A 16,264-nucleotide genomic window follows, 5' to 3' on the forward strand; every position below is an offset into this window, starting at 1 on the left:
TCACGCACCCGGCTCCGTCGCGTTCCCTATCCGGCATTCGCGAAAGATTCTGAAATCCGGCCCCCGGAGAGAGCGGCTCGCCCTCTTGACAGGATCAAGCCATATCAGCCCCCCGGCAGCCGGCCCATGATGAGCTTCGCCATCGGCGATGGCGTGCGCCCATTCAGCGTCACGACCCCCATCTCGGACGCCATCGGCGGCAGGCCCTCGATGTCGAGCGCGCACAGCCGGCCGGCCTCGACCTCCGGCGCGACGGCGACATGCGGGGCGGCCAGCACCGAGTCGCAGCCGAGCGCAATGTCCTTCAGCAAGTCGACGTGGTCGCATTCGAGCGCCAGCCGAAGCTCGGCCGCAGAGGGCAGGCCGAGCAGCTGCGCGACGATGGCGCGCACGCCCTCTGGCAGCCGGACCGACAGCACCCCGCAGGCCCACAGCTGCTGCAACGCGACGCGCTTGCGCCGCGCCAGCGGATGCCCGGCGCGCACGTAGAAGCCGCCGGGCTCGCGCCGCAAGGGCCGCAGCTCCAGGCTGCTGTCGGTCGGCAGGTCGCGTGTGTCGGCGACGAAGAACTCGATGTCTTCCTCGCGCAGCCGCGCCAGGAGCAGCTGCCAGTTGCTGATCTCGACCCGCAGGTTGATGGCCGGGTACTCGCGCCGAATCGAGGCCAGCAGCGGGGCCAGGAAGGTCGCGGCCGGGAACGGACCCACGCCGAAGGCGGTATCGCCGAGCTCCAGGCTGCGGTACAGCGCGATGTCGCGCTCCAGGCAGCGGTTGTCGAAAACCAGCTGCCGCGCCCGCGCGACGATGAATTCGCCGGCCGGCGTCGGCACCACTTCCTGGGTGCCGCGATCGAACAGCTGCAACCCGAGTTCGGCCTCGGCCGCCTGGATGCTGCGGGTCAGCGCCGGCTGGCTCAGGTGCACCTGCTCGGCCGCGCGGATGAAGCTGCGCCGGTCGGCAACCGCGACGATGTGGGCCCAGCGCTTCAAGTCCATGACGCCACTCCTTGACGGCCAATTGCAGCCACTGCATCGAGATTAGCTTCACTATGCATTGGACTCAATAGCCGATTGGCGGAACACTGCGGGCACAAAGCAAGGAGACAAGACAGTGAACCTCGTCCAGAACATCGTCCTCGTGGCGATCATTCTCTTTTTCGCGCTGCTGGAAGTCGGCTCCCGCAAGCACAGGCACTTCCACGCCACCGCCGACGACACCAAGCTGGAACTGTTCATGTTCCTCTCGCTACTGGCCTTCTCGCAGCCCTTCATCTTCGCGGTCACGGGCAAGCTGTGCGCGCTGCTGATGCCGGCGCAGCGCGATGCCTGGGCCCATCTGCCCTGGTGGGCGATGGGGGCGATCCTGCTGGTCGCCGACGACATGACGCAGTACTGGTGGCATCGCGTGTCGCACTCGCCGCTGCTCTGGCCGCTGCACCGCGCGCACCACACGGCGCACTACATGAGCATCCGCGTCACCTACCGCAACAACTTCTTCTACTACCTGATGATGCCGGGCCTGTGGGCCTCGGGCGTGCTGATCTACCTCGGCTTCGGCAACGTCTACCTGGTCTACATCGTGGTCAAGCTGACCGTCATCCTGGGCGCCCACAGCGCGGTGCCGTGGGACGCGCCGCTCTACCGCATCAAGTGGCTGCATCCGCTGGCCTGGGTGCTGGAGCGCACCGTCTCGACGCCGGCCACGCACTGGGCCCACCACGCGCTCACCAACGACGACGGCATCGGCCACTACAAGGGCAATTTCGGCAACCTGCTGTTCGTCTGGGACCTGCTGTTCGGCACCGCCAAGATCACGCGCCGCTACCCGGCCAAGGTCGGCCTGCAGGACGACCTGGTGTTCGGCAAGGAGCGCTGGTTCGTCGAGATGTTCTACCCGCTGTTCCATTCGCGGCGGGCCCATTCGGCCCTGGTGCCTGGCGGCCGCGCCTATGCCGAGGCCGAGGTCGACAGCGATGCATCCACCCACGCGCCGCAGGCGCTGGCGGGCAAGCCATGAACGCGATCGTGCGGGAGCAGATCCTGGACCCCTCGCTGCTGCGCATGCGCGCGGCCTTCGACCGCCAGCGGGCTGCCTTCGGCGCCGACATGAACCCGTCGCACGCCGTGCGCATCGACCGGCTCGATCGCCTGCTGGCCATGACCGACCGGATCGCGCCGGAGATCGAGCGCGCGGTGTCGGCCGATTTCGGCCATCGATCGGTGCACGTGACCCGATTGGCCGACGTGATGATGGTGCAGTCCGCAATCCGGCATGCGCGCCGGCAGCTCAAGTCGTGGATGAAGGTGCGGCGTGCCCCGACCGGCCTCGCCTTCCGGCCCGGCTTCAGCCGCATCGTTCCCCAGCCGCTCGGCGTGGTCGGCGTGGTGAGCCCCTGGAACTATCCCTACCAGCTGGCGATGGGTCCGGCGATCGCGGCGATCGGCGCGGGCAACCGCGTGATGATCAAGCCCTCGGAGCTGACGCCGCGCCTGGCCGAGCTGATGCGGGCGGCGGTGGCGGAGTGCTTCGCACCCGAAGAGCTCACGGTCGTCACCGGCGGCACCGAGGTCGGCACCGCCTTCGTCGGCCTGCCCTTCGACCACCTGCTGTTCACGGGCTCGACGGCGGTCGGCCGGCAGGTCGCGATGGCGGCGGCGGCCAACCTGACGCCGGTGACGCTGGAGCTCGGCGGCAAGTCGCCGGCGATCGTCGGTGCCGGCGCCAACCTGGACCTGGTCGCGGCGCGGCTGGTGGTGGGCAAGCTCTTCAACGCCGGCCAGACCTGCATCGCGCCCGACTATGCGGCGGTGCCGCGCAGCGCGGTCGGCCCCTTCGTCGAGGCGATGCGGCGCGCGGTGGCGCGGCAGTACCCGCGCCTCGCGGGCAATCCTGACTACACGGGCATCGTCAGCGAGCGGCATTTCACGCGGCTGCAGGGCCTGCTCGCGGACGCGCAGACGCGCGGCGCGCGCGTCGTGCCGCTGCACGCCGAGGGCATGGCAGGCGGCGCGGCGGGCCGGGTGCTGGCGCCGGCGCTGGTGCTCGATCCGACCGAGGACATGAAGATCATGCAGGAGGAGATCTTCGGGCCATTGCTGCCGGTGCTGGCCTACGACACGCTCGACGAGGTGATCGCGTACGTCAACGCGCACGAGCGGCCGCTGGCGCTGTACTGGTTCGGTGCCGCGGGCGCCGAGCAGGACCGGCTGCTGTCGGGCACGATCTCCGGCGGCGTCACGCTGAACGACTGCATGTGGCACTTCGGGCAGGAGGAGCTGCCCTTCGGCGGTGTCGGCGCGAGCGGCATGGGGGCCTACCACGGCGCGTACGGCTTTCGCACCTTCAGCAAGGAGAAGCCGGTGTTCCACCAGTCGAGGTTGTCGGGCACGGCGCTGCTGCGGCCGCCGTATGGACGGACCTTCGAACGCATGGGGCGGCTGCTCAGGCTGATCAGCTGAAGCGGCACCGGGCGGCGGCTGGTCAGGTCGATGCCGCCTTCGTCTTCAAGACCAGGCGGCAGCCGTGCCGCCGCGCCGGAAGTGATGCCGCATGGCACGCAACTCATGGCGAAGCGCGCACGGCTTCATCGCGTCGGCCAGCGTGGCCAGGAAGTCTTGCCGGTCGAGCAGGAGCATCTGCTCAAGGCATTCGGCTTGGCTCGGGCTCATAAGCCGCGCATGCGCCCACTCCTGCAACGTGTGAAGCGCTCGGGCACGACTGCTCAGATGAAGTGTGGCCAGGTCCAGCGCCAGGTAGGCCTGGCGTTCGGAAAAGGTCTCGGGAATGCGCGTCAGCCCGCCCCTCACGGTGCAATCGAGCGGGGTCGGCCGGAGGCCGAACAGCGCGTGACGAACCCGCTTCAGCGCCGCGCGGTGATCTGCAACATCCAGGATCAGCGCCTGCCGCGCCAGTCGCCGCGGAAAGCCTGTCAGCCATACACGTAGCGTCGTTCGCATAGCCATGCCCTCCCAGAACCCAGGCAGGCCCTGCGTGCTTTCGATCGCGAGCCGACTTTGCGCCGAAAGGTCGCGAAGCGTCAAGTCGGTCGTGGAGGCGCATCTTCCATCTCGGACCATGGCCGGCAGCCCTCGGAACGGCCGTTGAGCTATGCCGTCGTCTCGCTGCCTGGTGAGGAAAACTGCTCGATGACCTGCTGTTCGGTGAGCATGGGAGTCTGGTTGGCGAACGAATAGTAGCCGGGCTTCTTGTCGATGTAGATCTGCGAGGCAAGGTCGAAATCGGCAGACTCGAACACGCCAGCTGGAACGAAGTACTCGCCTGTTGCCAAGAGCTTGTAGTAGAGGTGCGTTCCGCATTTGCTGCAGAAGGCGCGTTGTGCCCAGTCCGACGACGCATAGACAGTGATGTTCTCGCTGCCTTGAAACTGAACATCAGGGCCACAGTGAACGGCCAGAAGTGGCCCGCCTCCCCATCTGCGGCAGAAACCGCAGTGACACGCGCCGATCGCTCGGGAATCCGGCGACGTGAGGCTGACTGCGCCGCAAAGGCAATGACCGTTCATTCGTTCCGCCCTCCAGGAAGCGAGGCGACGCGGCCCTGCGGCCCAACGCCTGAATCGAGCCGAGCCACATCAGGGCGGCGACTGGGTGCCACTATAGACCGCGAACGCCTGGCAGCCATCACCGTCAATGTTGAGATGAATCAACGGAACTTCGGTCGAAGCGGTGCCCGGTCGATCAGCGGCAGCGCCTCATTGACCAGAACGACCTTGCCGCACACCACGGAATGCCGACCTTGACTTCGGGCATGGCGAAGGGCGCTGCGTCCAGGACGCTTAGCCCCGCAGAGATCCCCGCGGCTCCGCGTGCGCAGCCGCCACCAACGCAGACGACTCGGCCACCAGCCGGCGAAGAACGCGTCGACGTTGCGGTACGACCAGTCCTGGGCCTTCACCACGCGGCGCAGGAAGTCCTGCAGCAGCGGCCGCTTGGCCGCGATCGCGGCATCGGTCGCGGCCAGGTAGCTCAGGCCGGGCAACAGCCCGCGCCCGCTCACCAGCACCCACGCATGCCCACCGGTTTCCGCCATGGCGGTGTAGGGCTCCCAGGTGGCCCAGGCGTCGACCGCGCCCTGGGTCAGGGCCAGCTTGGCGTCGGCCGGGGCGAGGAAGCGTAGGGTCAGGTCCTCCGGCTTCAATCCGGCCGTCGTGATCGCCCTGAGGGTGACGTAGTGGCCGATCGAGCCGCGGTTGGTCGCGATGCTCCTGCCCTTGAGATCGGCCGCGGATTTCAGCGGCGAATCGGGGCGCACGAGCACTGCGGTGCCGTAGGCGTCGGAGCGGTTCGCGCCGATCGCCTTGACCCGCGTGCCGGCCGCCAGCGCGAACACCAGCGGCGCGTCGCCGATCGGGCCCGAGTCGACGGCGCCCGCATTGAGCGCCTCGGCCAGCGGCGCGGCGGCCGGGAACTCCGACCACTGGATGTCGTAGCCCAGGCCCTCCAGCCCGCCCGCGGCCTCGAGCAGCGCGCGCAGCCCGCCCTTCTGGTCGCCGGCCTTGAGCACGGGGCGCGGCTGCGCCCGCAGGGCGGCGGCCGGCAAGGCCAGCGCGGCAGCGGCCGCGAGCGAATGGGTGATGAACTGGCGGCGCGGTGCGCGGATCACGATGAAAAACTCCTTGAAGCTTGGAAGGCGGATGAAGGGACTCAGCGGACGAAACCGCCCTTGAGGAAGCGCACCGGCTCGGCATCCATGCGCGCGATGAGCGCGCCGAGGCTGTCGTCCGGCGGCGCCATCGGCGCGCTGCGGTCGCCAGTCTCGGTGCGGCACAGCAGGTCGTCTTCCGACCAGGCCGCCTGGCCCGGTGAACCGAGGGCGCGCAGCCAGCCGTCGCGATCGACCAGCCACTGCGTGCCGGCCAGCTGGCCGGTGCCGGCGATCAACGCGAACGCGTTCCAGGCCGCCGTCGACTCGGCGACGCATTCGCCAGCGGGGCTCGACGCCCTCTCGTCCTCGCGCCTCAGCAGCACCGTGACCACCCGCGGGTCCTCGCGCAGCGCGGCCTGGGGCGTGCCGGCGGCCACGATGCGCAGCCGCTGGCCGCGCCAGCCCGACAGCCGCCGCAGCGGCCGGGATTCGCAGCGCACCTCGACATCGGGCAGGTGGACGGGCCCGGCCCAGACGCCGGTCGCGCGCAGGCTCTGGCCGGCAGCCTGGGCCTTCATGAAGTCGATCAGCGCCCAGGCATCGTCGTCGCCGAACTGCGCGAAGGCCGGCATGGTCGCGGCGCCGTGGCGATCCTTCATGCCGTGCAGCAGATGCCAGAGCAGCTCGCCGTCGGCGCGCCGCCAGAGCAGCGGGCCGGCCAGGTCCGGCGGCCAGACCGGCTGCGCCGCCGCGAGTGGGCCCTGGCCGCGCCCGTCGACGCCGTGGCAGGCAGCGCAATGCTGCGCATAAAGTTCGCCGCCGCGCGCGATCGAAGCCACGTCGAACCCGGTCGGCGAGCGATGGAAACTGGTCGGAACCGCCGGCACGAACAGCACCGCGGCCTGAGGCCACGGCGCGGCGACAAGCAGCAGCGGCACGGCCGCGATCAAGAACCAGCGCGGCTTGCGCCAAAGGGCCGCAAGCAACAGCACCAGCGCCGCAAGCGCCAGCACGAGCAGGGTCAGGGCCAGGCGCCTGGCCTGCCCGGCGTCGATCAGCAGGTTCTCGCCCGACAGCCGCAGCGCCCAGGGCCATGCAGCCTGGCCATGGCTGGTTCCGGCGAGGCCGGCCCAGTCCAGCAGCCCGAGCAGGCCTTCCTGCGCCGCCTGAAGACCCCAGACCAGCGGGTCCAGCCACCCGGCATCCGGCGTGCGGATCACCGCGGCGTCACCAGGTCGCGTCGAGGCCGAGGTGCTGCAGCGCCTCGTGCCGCAGCGCCGCCAGCCGTGGGTGGCCGCGATGCCGCGGGTACGGCAGGTCGACCACCAGTTCCGCCGTGATGCGCGCCGGCCGGTCGCTCAGCACGATCACGCGGTTGGCCAGGAACAGGGCTTCTTCCACGTCATGCGTGACCAGCAGCGCCGAGAAGCCGGCGCGCTGCCACAGGTTCACCAGCTCGCTCTGCATCGCGATGCGGGTCAGCGAATCCAGCTTGCCCAGCGGCTCGTCGAGCACCAGCAGCTGCGGGTCGTTGACCAGCGCGCGCGCCAGCGCCACCCGCTGCGCCATGCCGCCCGAGAGCTGGTGCGGGAAGCTCTTCGCGAAGTCGCTGAGCCCGACCAGCGCCAGCGCGTCGTCGACGCGCGCGCGCTGCGACTTCAGCAGCCCGCGCGCCTGCAGGCCCAGCGCCACGTTGTCCCAGACACTGCGCCAGGGATAGAGCGTCGGGTCCTGGAAGACGACGATGCGCGAGGGATCGGGCCGCGCGATCGGTGCGTCGTCCTGCGTGATGCGACCGGTGGTCGCCGGCTCGAGCCCGGCCACCAGCCGCAGCAGCGTCGACTTGCCGCAGCCGCTGGGCCCGAGCAGCGCGACGAACTCGCCCGCGCGCACCTGCAGGTCGATGCCGTCGAGCACCTGCAGCACGCCGCCCTGCTGCTGCCTGAACCAGTGGCTGACCGCCTGGATGTCGATGCGCGCGCCGGCCTGCGCGACGCTGGCCGTGCTCACCATTTGACAGTCCCCTTCTGCCACGACAGCGCGCGGTCGCGCACCTTGAAGAGCAGCGTGATCAGGCCCGAGCACAGCACCGCCATCACCAGCAGCGCCGCGTACATGTTCGGGTAGGCGGCCCAGCCCTGGGCCCACTGCAGGTACCAGCCGAGGCCGGCCTTGACGCCCATCATCTCGGCCGTCACCAGCACCGAGAAGGAGGCCCCCAGGCCCATGAACAGGCCGACGAAGACCTGCGGCAGCGCCGCCGGCACCGCGACCCGGAGCACCAGAAACCATTCGGTCGCGCCCAGCGTGCGCGCGACGTCGTAGTAGCTCTTGTTCACCGAGGCCACGCCCGACCAGGTCAGCACCGCCACCGGGAAGAAGGTGGCGAGCCCGACCAGGAACACGGCCGCGGCATAGCTCGACGGCGCGAAGAAGAAGGCCAGCGGCAGCAGCGCCGAGGCCGGCACCGGACCGAGGAAGCGCAGCACCGGATGCACCCAGTAGCCGGCGATGCGCGACCAGCCGATCCACACGCCGGTGGCGAAACCGACCCCCGCGCCCAGCACGAAGCCATGCGCGAGCAGCCGCAGCGAATGCGCGGTCGACAGGCCGAGCCGCGCCCAGTCCTCGACGGCGACGTCGAGCAGGCTCTGCGGCGGCGCGAAGAAGGGCGGCGGCAGCAGGCCCAGCTTGGCCGTCAGCGCCTCCCAGAGCGCGAGCAGCAGCGGCGCGGCGACGAGCCACTGGCCGGCCGGGCGCAGCTTGCGGCCGAGCCGTCCGGCGCGGGCGGCGAGCAAGGCCACCACCCCGAGTGCGATGGCGACGGCGATCGCGCCGATGCCGAACTCCTGCGTGAAGTTCCAGTCGCTGAAGCCGACTTCGCGATTGGGCCACCAGACGGTCAGCACACCGAGCGCCAGCCATGCGGCCGCCGCGACGAGGCCGGTGCGCCAGACGCCGGCCGCGGCAGGCTCGTCCAGCACGGCGGGCGTGACCGCGGGCCGCGCGTCGCGCCGGACCGGCACGCGCGCCGGCGCCGGCTGCTGCCGCGGCGGCGGCGCGCCGAGGATGTTCCCGGCCGTCGTCATGCCAGCACGTCCACCGACACGTGGTTGGCGAGCCGCGCCGGATCGGTGCTCGACTTCAGCACGCCGACCGAGCGGAAGTCGCGGGCATAGAACTCGACCTCGTCGCGCAGGTTCTTGCCGACCGGGTGGTGCGCGTGCGTCAACGTGCCGAGCAGCGCCTGCAAGTCCTCGACCGGCACCTTCGGCGAATACTTCGCGAACAGCCTGGCCGACTCGTTCGGGTTCTCGGCCACGAAGTCCGAGGCCTGCACGATGGAGCGCACCAGCGCCGCCACCACCGGCTTCTCCTTGCGCACCAGTTCGCCGCGGGCGCCGACGATGCAGCAGACCTTGTCCTTGTACTCGCCGGAGAGGTTCGATGCGAGCTCCTGGTAGCGCCCCTTGTTGCGCTTCTCGATCAGGTAGAGCGTCGGGTCGCCGTCGGCGATCGCCTGGATCTCGCCCTTGTTGACCGCGATGTCGAGCAGGTCGGCCGGGTACTGTCGCCAGGTGACGTCCTTGTCGGCATCGATGCCGTTCTTCTTGAGCAGGATCGAGAAGAAGTTCTTGCCCGGGCTCGCGATGTCCGACACGCCGATGGTCTTGCCCTTGAGCTTCTGCAGGTCGGTGACGCCGGCCTCCTTGACGCCCACCAGGCGCACGCAGCCGCCGTGCGAGCTGCCGACGATCTTGACGTCGAAGCCCGATTCGAGCGGCTTGAGCCAGCGGTGGATCATGCCGACCGCCGCATCGGCCTTGGCGGTGGCGAGCGATTCGAGCAGCTGGTCGGTCGATCCCGTGTAGTTGATCAGGTCGACCTGCAGCCCGTTCTTCTCGAAGATGCCGCGCTCCTGCGCCACCACCACGGGCGAGAGGCAGAAGGCGGAGGCGTTCCACGCGAAGGTCAGCTTGCGCTGCTGCGACCAGGCGCGGGTGGCGATCAGGGCGCTCGCGGCGACGGCCGCGGCTGCGCCGCCGGCACGCAGCACGCCGCGGCGGGAAAGTGAGGTGTCGTGGTTCATGGAGATCAGGGATTCGCTGGTTAAAGAAGCAGTTCGGGCTCGGCCTCGACCAGCCCTTCGTAGAGGCTCTCGAACGCATGCAGCGCGCCCTCAGGGCCGCCGATCTGCTGGTGGGTGTGGCGAGCCACCGCGTCGTCGATCGGCTGCGGCGTGCCGGCCGCCTCGGCCAGCAGCTGCGTGTGGCAGGCGTTGTCGAGCGCGATGTACCACCAGGCGGCGGCTTCCACGCTCGGGCCGGCGCTCAGGATGCCGTGGTTCATCAGGATCGCGCCCTTGCGCCCGTCCAGCGCCCTGGCGATGCGCAGTCCCTCGCTCTCGTCGACCACCATGCCGGTGAAGTCGTCGAACAGCGCGTGGTCGTCGTGGAACACGCAGGCGTCCTGGGTCAGCGTGTCGAGCTTGCGGCCCAGGGTCGACCAGGCCTTGCCGTAGGTCGAATGCGTGTGCGCGGCCGCGATGATCTTCGGATCGTGTTCGTGAATCGCGGCATGGATCGCGAACGCCGCCTTGTTGAGCGGGCGTTCGCCGACCACGGTCTCGCCGGCCGCGTTGACCAGCAGCAGGTCCGACACCTTGATGCGCGAGAAATGCACCCCCAGCGGATTGACCCAGAAGTGGTCCGTCAGCTCAGGGTCGCGCGCCGTGATGTGGCCCGCCAGGCCCTGCGCGAAACCGAAGCGGGCGAACAGGCGGAAGGCCCCCGCCAGCCGCTCCTGCCGGTGGCGGCGCTCGGCTTCCACGCCGCTGCGCGGTGCCGGCGGATCGAACCAGTACTTGCGCTGCGGGTTCGGGTTCAGGGCCAGCCGGGTGCGCGAGCGCTCCCCGCTGCGGTCGATGTCGAGTACGGCGCTCATGCGATTCCTTCGGGCACGTGGATGCACGGCGCGGTCAAGCGGCCTGACGCTGGGCGGCGACGCGCTGCGCCACCAGCTCGCGGGTGCGCGGGATCAGCTCGCGGCCGTAGTCGATCGCGTCCTCGAGCGGGTCGAAGCCGCGGATCAGGAAGGTGGTCACGCCGAGCGCGTGGTAGTCGAGCAGCGCATCGGCCACCTGCTCCGGCGTGCCGACCAGCGCGGTGCTGTTCGAGCGGCCGCCGATCTCCTGCGCGACCGCGGTCCACAGCCGCTTGTCGAGCCGCGTCCCTTGCTCGGCGGCGGCCAGCAGGCGCTTGGCGCCTTCGCTCTGCAGCGGGCCGCCGCGCCCGAAGCCCTGCACCACGCGCAGCCGGCGGGTCTCGGCCAGGATGCCGTCGGCGCGCTCCCAGGCCTTGGCCTCGGTCTCGGCCAGGATGGGGCGGAACGACACCGAGAAGCGCACCTGGCGCCCGTGCCGGGCGGCCTCGGCGCGCACCCGGCCGGTGAGCTCGCGCGCCTGGGCCAGCGACTCGCCCCACAGCGCGTACACGTCCGCATGCTTGCCGGCCACCGGGATCGCGGCCTCCGAAGCGCCGCCGAAGTACACCGGCACGTGCGGCCTGCCGTTCAGCGTCTGCACCGGCTTGACTTCCGAGAAGGCGTCCTTGAAGCGGTAGTGCGGGCCTTCATGGTCGAAGGGCTTGTCGGCGGTCCAGACCTTGCGCAGCACCTCGAGGTATTCGTCGGTGCGCGCATAGCGCTGGTCATGGTCGAGCCAGTCGCCGTCGCGCTTCTGCTCGTCGTCGGAGCCGCCCGAGATGTAGTGCACGCCGAGCCGGCCGCCGCTGAACTGGTCGAGCGAGGCGAACTGGCGCGCGGCCAGCGTCGGACTCACGAAGCCGGGGCGATGCGCCAGCATGAAGTGGATGCGCCCGGTCACCGAGGCGGCGTAGGCCACGGTCAGGGTCGCGTCGGGGCTGGTGGAGTGATGCGGCACCAGGACCCGGTCGAAGCCGGCCTGCTCGTGCGCCTGGGCGAAGGCGCGCACGTAGTCGCGATCGATGGCGGGGCCGCGTGCGGGATGGATCTCGGAGACCTTCTGGGCCTGGATCATGCCGATGAATTCGATGTCGCTCATGGAGTTGCGTCCTTGGATGGAGGGAAAGTGGGGCCGGTCAGGCCGGGTTGGCGCGCGACAGCGCGGGGTCGAAGCTGCGGTCCCAGAGCGGCGCCACGTCCGCGGCGCCGTCGAGCACGCCGAGCTTCTGGAAGGTGTCGGCCACTTCCTGGTGGCTGCGCACCGCGGCCTGGGTGACCGGGCCCAGTGCGTAGTCGTTGCTGCGCCCGTTGAAGAGCTCGATGATGTCGCCCACCGGCACCCGGGTCTCGGCCGACTGCGCCTTCGCGTAGTCGAGGTAGTTGTCGTTGGCCCAGGCATAGGCGCGCTGCAGCCGCAGCAGGAAGTCGGCGATCGCGGCATGGCGCAACGGGTCGTCCACCGCGCGCGGATTGGCATAGACCGGGAAGTTGCCCGACAGATAGCCCTTGCCGGTCTTGATGACCCGGGCCCCGTGCTGGGTGCGCGCCAGCTGGCCGTTGTAGCCGTAGATGGCCCAGGCATCGAGATCGCCGCGAGCGAAGGCCGAGAGCCCGTCGGCCGGACTCAGGTTGATGGGCTGGATGTCGCCGAATGAAAGCCCCGCCTCCGCGAGCTGCTTGCTCAGGTAGTAGTGGGCGGTGGTGGCCCGCACGTAGCCCACGCGCTTGCCCTTGAAGTCGGCGATGGTCCTGATCGGCGCGTCCTTGCGCGCCAGGGTCGCCTGGTTGTTCAGGTCCTCGTGGATCACGGCGATGAAGCGCACCCTGGCCTTCTGCCGCGCAGCGAAGACGGCGGGGATCTCGCTGCCCGAGCCCAGGTCGAGCGCGTCGCCCTGGATGGCCTCGATGTGCAGCACGCCGTTGTTGAGTTCGCGCCAGTCGATCTTGTAGGGCGTGCGGCCCTGGCCCGAGGCCTCGATCAGCGGGCGCCAGAGGCCCTTGTAGGTGCCGATGCGCAGCGTGAGCCCCGAAAGGTCCGGCGCAGCGGCACGGGCCAGCGTGCCGGCGGCGCCGAGGGCGGTGGCGGCGCCCGCCGACTGCAGCCAGCGGCGGCGCGACCAGGCGGTGGAAGTGGCGTGGGATGGAAATGTCATGGACCCAGACCGTAAGGCCCGGGCGCCCGAAAGCGAACGCATGAATCCGAGTTTGGATATGCGGCTTCCGTCGTTGGCCCCGCGCGCCTCGGCCGCTAAGGTCCGAAGCCATGAGTTCCCAAGCCCTGCGCCGCCTGCCGGTGGCCCCCCACGAGGACGCCGCGCTGCTCGCGCGCCTGTCCGCCCGCTTCGCCGAAACCGCGGCCGACCACGACCGCGACGGCAGCTTCCCGCGCGACAACTTCGCCGCGCTGCAGGCGCAGGGCCTGATCGCTCTGGTTGCGCCGCGTGAACACGGCGGCGGCGGCGCCTCGCTCGATGCGGCGCGCCGCGTGCTCGCCGCGGTCGCGTACGGCGAGCCCGCGACCGCGCTGATCCTGACGATGACCTGGCTGCAGCATCACGCGATCGGCCGCAGCGACAGCCGCTGGCCCGCCCACCTGCGCGAACGCGTGCTGCGCGACGCCGTGCGCGATGGCGCATTGATCAACGCCCTGCGCGTGGAGCCCGCGCTGGGTTCGCCCGCACGCGGCGGCCTGCCCGCCACCACCGCGCGCCGCGACGGCGACCAATGGAAGCTGAGCGGCCACAAGCTCTACACCACCGGCATCGAGGGCCTGCGCTGGCTCTCGGTGTGGGGCCGCACGGACGAGCCGTCGCCGCGGGTCGGCGTCTTCCTGGTGCCGCGCGACGCGCCGGGCGTTCGCGTGGTCGCGAGCTGGGACCACCTGGGCCTGCGCGCATCCGGCAGCCACGAGGTGATCTTCGAAGAGGTCGCGATCCCGCTCGACCATGCGGTCGACCTGCGGGCGCCGGCCGAATGGGCGCCCGACGCCGGCAGCCAGACCGACGTCGATGCCCATGCGACGCAGCAGGCCTGGATGGTGGTGCTGCTGGCCACGCTCTACGACGCGGTGGCGCGGGCCGCGCGCGACTGGCTGCTCGGATTCCTCAACCACCGGGCCCCCAGCGGCCTGGGTGCGCCGCTGGCCAGCCTGCCGCGGGTGCAGGAGACGGTCGGCGAGATCGAGGCGCTGCTGCGCACCAACCGCGTGCTGCTCGACGAGGCGGCCGCCGAAGTCGACGCCGGCCATGCGCCTTCGGCGGCCGACAGCGGCCTGCTGAAGTACACGGTCACGACCCAGGCGATCCGCGCGGTGGAACTCGCGCTGCAATCGAGCGGCAACCACGGCCTGACGCGCCACAACCCGCTCGAGCGCCACTACCGCGACGTGCTGTGCAGCCGCATCCACACACCGCAGAACGACGCGATCCTGGTGGCCGCCGGCAAGGGCGCGCTGGGCGCCGCGACCGTCCGATGAGCGCGGCGCCGCTGCGCGATTTCGTCGCCGGCTTCGCTCGCCTGCTCGACCGGCGCCCGGGCGAAGCAGACATCCTCGAATCCGGCGGCAGCCTGCTGCGCGGGCTGGTGGCGCGCGACGACTGGCTGCCCGAAGCCTTCGCGCAACCCGATCCCGTGCGCTACCAGCAGTACCTGCTGCATGCCGATGCGACCGGACGCTTCTCGGTCGTGAGCTTCGTCTGGGGGCCCGGACAGGCCACGCCGGTGCACGACCACACGGTGTGGGGCCTCATCGGCATGCTGCGCGGCGCCGAGTACAGCCAGCCCTATCGCGAGCACGACGGCCGGATGGCGGCCGCCGGACCGCCGGTGCGGCTCGAGCCCGGCGACGTGGGGGCGGTGTCGCCCACGGTGGGCGACGTGCACCGCGTGCACAACGCCTTCGACGACCGGGTGTCGATCAGCATCCATGTCTATGGCGCCGACATCGGCGCCGTGAAGCGCCATACTTATCCAGCCGGCGGCGGGCGCAAGCCCTTCGTCTCCGGCTATGCCAACACGCAGCCTCCCGATCTCCGCAGAACATGACCGCCGCCACCGCCCAAGCCACCGGATTCCCCACCCTGTCCTTCGCCGACGTGCGGGCGCAGCTGCTCGAGCAGCGCGAGATCGCGCTCTTCGACGTGCGCGAGGAAGACCCTTTCGCGCAGGCCCATCCGCTGTGGGCCGCGAACCTGCCGCTGTCGCGCATCGAGCTCGACGCCTGGCGGCGCATCCCGCGCCGCGACACCCTCATCGTCCTCTACGGCGAGCACGCGGGGGCCGACCTCGCACCGCTGGCCGCCGGCCGGCTCTCCGCGCTGGGCTACAGCCGCGTCCATCTGCTCGAAGGCGGCCTCGATGGCTGGCGCCTCGCGGGCGGCGAGCTGTTCCGCGACGTCAACGTGCCGAGCAAGGCCTTCGGCGAACTGGTCGAGCACGAGCGCCACACGCCCTCCCTCTCGGCGCAGGAGGTCAAGGCGCTGATCGATGCGCGCGCCGATGTCGTGGTGCTCGATGCGCGGCGCTTCGATGAATACCGGACCATGAGTATCCCGACCGCGACCAGCGTGCCCGGTGCCGAACTGGTGCTGCGGGTGCGCGAGCTGGCGCCCGACCCGGCCACGCGGGTGATCGTCAACTGCGCGGGTCGCACGCGCAGCATCATCGGCACGCAGTCGCTGGTCAACGCGGGCATTCCCAATCCGGTCGCGGCGCTGCGCAACGGAACCATCGGCTGGAAGCTCGCCGGGCAGGTGCTGGACCACGAGGCCGCGCGCCAGGCGCCCGCGCCGGGCGCGGCGAATCGCGCCCTCGCCCAAGCCAGTGCACAGGACGTGGCCCGGCGCGCGGGCGTGCGTTGGGTCGCCCTCGACGCCCTGCCCACCCTCGATGCGCCGGACCGCAGCGTCTACCGCTTCGACGTCCGCACGCCGGAGGAATACGAGGCCGGCCATCTGCCGGGCTTCGCCAGCGCGCCCGGCGGGCAACTGGTGCAAGAGACCGACCATCACGTGCCGGTGCGCGGGGCGCGCATCGTGCTGGCCGACGACGACGGCGTGCGGGCGCCGATGACGGCCTCGTGGCTGGCTCAGATGCGATGGGAGGTCTACGTCACCGAGCCGCAGCCGGAGGCGGCGCGCAGTGCCATCGGTGCGGCGCCGGCGGCGCACCCGGCCGCGCCGCCGGTGGAGGAAGTCTCGCCGGCCGATCTGGCGCAGGCACTGCGGGCCGCACCGGGCGACATCGCGGTGATCGATCTCACGGGCAGCGTGCAGCACGCGAAGCGCCACATCCCGGGCGCCTGGTTCGCGATCCGCGCCCAGCTCGCGCAGGCACTGGACACGATCCCGCCCGCGCGCCGCTACCTGCTGACCTGCGGCAGCAGCCTGCTGGCACGTTTCGCCGCCGCCGACCTGCGGGCAGCCCTCGACGCCCGCCGCAGCGCTGCCGAGGTGGCCGTGCTGGCGGGCGGCAATGCCGCATGGTTCGCGGCCGGCCTGCCGGCCGAGAGCGGCCTGCCACGCTCCGCGACGCCGCCCACCGATCGCTACCGCCGGCCCTACGAGGGCACCGATGCGCCCGCCGAGGCGATGCAGGCCTATCTGGACTGGGAGTTCGGCCTGGTCGCGCAGCTGGGCGCCGACGGCACGCACGGGTTCCGCGTGCTCTGAAACCGAAG

Annotated in this window: 16 protein-coding genes; 5 read left to right on the forward strand and 11 right to left on the reverse strand. The window is 70.8% G+C overall.

The features are described from left to right. Positions 1–104: 104 nt before the first annotated feature. A complete protein-coding gene (locus QZH52_RS09870) occupies positions 105–995 on the reverse strand; it encodes a LysR family transcriptional regulator (protein WP_301807501.1) in 891 nt (296 codons plus the stop codon). Between the two features lie 115 nt (positions 996–1,110). Between QZH52_RS09870 and QZH52_RS09875 the strand changes: the two genes are divergently transcribed. Next, positions 1,111–2,016, forward strand: coding sequence for a sterol desaturase family protein (locus QZH52_RS09875; protein WP_301807503.1), 906 nt, complete (start codon positions 1,111–1,113; stop codon positions 2,014–2,016). Beyond that, a complete protein-coding gene (locus QZH52_RS09880; RefSeq protein ID WP_301807506.1) occupies positions 2,013–3,458 on the forward strand; it encodes a coniferyl aldehyde dehydrogenase in 1,446 nt (481 codons plus the stop codon). The genes QZH52_RS09875 and QZH52_RS09880 overlap by 4 nt, the downstream gene beginning before the upstream one ends. A gap of 45 nt (positions 3,459–3,503) precedes the next feature. On the opposite strand, the gene QZH52_RS09885 is transcribed toward QZH52_RS09880, so the two are convergent. From QZH52_RS09885 to QZH52_RS09930, 10 genes are all read right to left on the reverse strand, one after another. Next, the gene (locus QZH52_RS09885; RefSeq protein WP_301807508.1) at positions 3,504–4,040 is read right to left on the reverse strand and encodes a hypothetical protein; all 537 of its coding nucleotides are present in this window, start codon (positions 4,038–4,040) and stop codon (positions 3,504–3,506) included. 65 nt (positions 4,041–4,105) lie between these two features. Beyond that, positions 4,106–4,522 (reverse strand): GFA family protein, encoded by a 417-nt coding sequence (locus QZH52_RS09890; protein ID WP_301807511.1) that lies wholly within the window; start codon positions 4,520–4,522, stop codon positions 4,106–4,108. 140 nt (positions 4,523–4,662) lie between these two features. Further along, on the reverse strand, positions 4,663–5,619 hold the full coding sequence (locus QZH52_RS09895; RefSeq protein WP_301808198.1) for an ABC transporter substrate-binding protein: 957 nt from the start codon (positions 5,617–5,619) through the stop codon (positions 4,663–4,665). A gap of 44 nt (positions 5,620–5,663) precedes the next feature. Further along, on the reverse strand, positions 5,664–6,824 hold the full coding sequence (locus QZH52_RS09900) for a c-type cytochrome (protein ID WP_301807514.1): 1,161 nt from the start codon (positions 6,822–6,824) through the stop codon (positions 5,664–5,666). A 7-nt stretch (positions 6,825–6,831) separates the two neighbouring features. Continuing rightward, entirely contained in the window at positions 6,832–7,617 is a 786-nt protein-coding gene (locus QZH52_RS09905) for an ABC transporter ATP-binding protein (protein ID WP_301807519.1), read from the reverse strand. Further along, complete coding sequence (locus QZH52_RS09910) at positions 7,611–8,693, reverse strand: ABC transporter permease (protein ID WP_301807521.1); 1,083 nt, start codon at positions 8,691–8,693, stop codon at positions 7,611–7,613. The genes QZH52_RS09905 and QZH52_RS09910 overlap by 7 nt, the downstream gene beginning before the upstream one ends. Further along, positions 8,690–9,694: an ABC transporter substrate-binding protein gene (locus tag QZH52_RS09915; RefSeq protein ID WP_286530249.1), complete on the reverse strand. Its 1,005-nt coding sequence runs from the start codon at positions 9,692–9,694 to the stop codon at positions 8,690–8,692. Before QZH52_RS09915 ends, QZH52_RS09910 begins: the two co-directional genes overlap by 4 nt. Before the next feature lie 20 nt (positions 9,695–9,714). Next, positions 9,715–10,548, reverse strand: coding sequence for a class II aldolase/adducin family protein (locus tag QZH52_RS09920; RefSeq protein WP_301807529.1), 834 nt, complete (start codon positions 10,546–10,548; stop codon positions 9,715–9,717). A gap of 34 nt (positions 10,549–10,582) precedes the next feature. After that, positions 10,583–11,686, reverse strand: coding sequence for an LLM class flavin-dependent oxidoreductase (locus tag QZH52_RS09925; protein ID WP_301807531.1), 1,104 nt, complete (start codon positions 11,684–11,686; stop codon positions 10,583–10,585). 37 nt (positions 11,687–11,723) lie between these two features. Beyond that, positions 11,724–12,740 (reverse strand): ABC transporter substrate-binding protein, encoded by a 1,017-nt coding sequence (locus QZH52_RS09930; RefSeq protein WP_301807533.1) that lies wholly within the window; start codon positions 12,738–12,740, stop codon positions 11,724–11,726. Positions 12,741–12,850: 110 nt separating this feature from the next. On the opposite strand from QZH52_RS09930, the gene QZH52_RS09935 reads away from it, so the two are divergent. Genes QZH52_RS09935 through QZH52_RS09945 form a run of 3 tightly spaced genes read left to right on the forward strand, consistent with a single transcriptional unit; the run spans position 12,851 to position 16,256 of the window. Further along, entirely contained in the window at positions 12,851–14,062 is a 1,212-nt protein-coding gene (locus QZH52_RS09935; protein ID WP_301807534.1) for an acyl-CoA dehydrogenase family protein, read from the forward strand. Further along, on the forward strand, positions 14,059–14,631 hold the full coding sequence (locus QZH52_RS09940) for a cysteine dioxygenase family protein (protein WP_301807537.1): 573 nt from the start codon (positions 14,059–14,061) through the stop codon (positions 14,629–14,631). Before QZH52_RS09935 ends, QZH52_RS09940 begins: the two co-directional genes overlap by 4 nt. Continuing rightward, entirely contained in the window at positions 14,628–16,256 is a 1,629-nt protein-coding gene (locus tag QZH52_RS09945; RefSeq protein ID WP_301807539.1) for a rhodanese-like domain-containing protein, read from the forward strand. The genes QZH52_RS09940 and QZH52_RS09945 overlap by 4 nt, the downstream gene beginning before the upstream one ends. Positions 16,257–16,264: the final 8 nt, after the last annotated feature.

The organism is Variovorax ginsengisoli, assembly GCF_030486595.1.
GTDB classification, from domain to species: Bacteria; Pseudomonadota; Gammaproteobacteria; order Burkholderiales; family Burkholderiaceae_C; genus Variovorax; species Variovorax ginsengisoli_B.

Bases quoted from the DNA above. Each gene is read 5' to 3' on its own strand.
- QZH52_RS09890 (WP_301807511.1), bottom strand. From the start codon at position 4,522: ATGAACGGTCATTGCCTTTGCGGCGCAGTCAGCCTCACGTCGCCGGAT.
- QZH52_RS09925 (WP_301807531.1), bottom strand. From the start codon at position 11,686: ATGAGCGACATCGAATTCATCGGCATGATCCAGGCCCAGAAGGTCTCC.
- QZH52_RS09930 (WP_301807533.1), bottom strand. From the start codon at position 12,740: ATGACATTTCCATCCCACGCCACTTCCACCGCCTGGTCGCGCCGCCGC.
- QZH52_RS09920 (WP_301807529.1), bottom strand. From the start codon at position 10,548: ATGAGCGCCGTACTCGACATCGACCGCAGCGGGGAGCGCTCGCGCACC.
- QZH52_RS09935 (WP_301807534.1), top strand. From the start codon at position 12,851: ATGAGTTCCCAAGCCCTGCGCCGCCTGCCGGTGGCCCCCCACGAGGAC.
- QZH52_RS09880 (WP_301807506.1), top strand. From the start codon at position 2,013: ATGAACGCGATCGTGCGGGAGCAGATCCTGGACCCCTCGCTGCTGCGC.
- QZH52_RS09945 (WP_301807539.1), top strand. From the start codon at position 14,628: ATGACCGCCGCCACCGCCCAAGCCACCGGATTCCCCACCCTGTCCTTC.
- QZH52_RS09940 (WP_301807537.1), top strand. From the start codon at position 14,059: ATGAGCGCGGCGCCGCTGCGCGATTTCGTCGCCGGCTTCGCTCGCCTG.
- QZH52_RS09915 (WP_286530249.1), bottom strand. From the start codon at position 9,694: ATGAACCACGACACCTCACTTTCCCGCCGCGGCGTGCTGCGTGCCGGC.
- QZH52_RS09905 (WP_301807519.1), bottom strand. From the start codon at position 7,617: ATGGTGAGCACGGCCAGCGTCGCGCAGGCCGGCGCGCGCATCGACATC.
- QZH52_RS09870 (WP_301807501.1), bottom strand. From the start codon at position 995: ATGGACTTGAAGCGCTGGGCCCACATCGTCGCGGTTGCCGACCGGCGC.
- QZH52_RS09910 (WP_301807521.1), bottom strand. From the start codon at position 8,693: ATGACGACGGCCGGGAACATCCTCGGCGCGCCGCCGCCGCGGCAGCAG.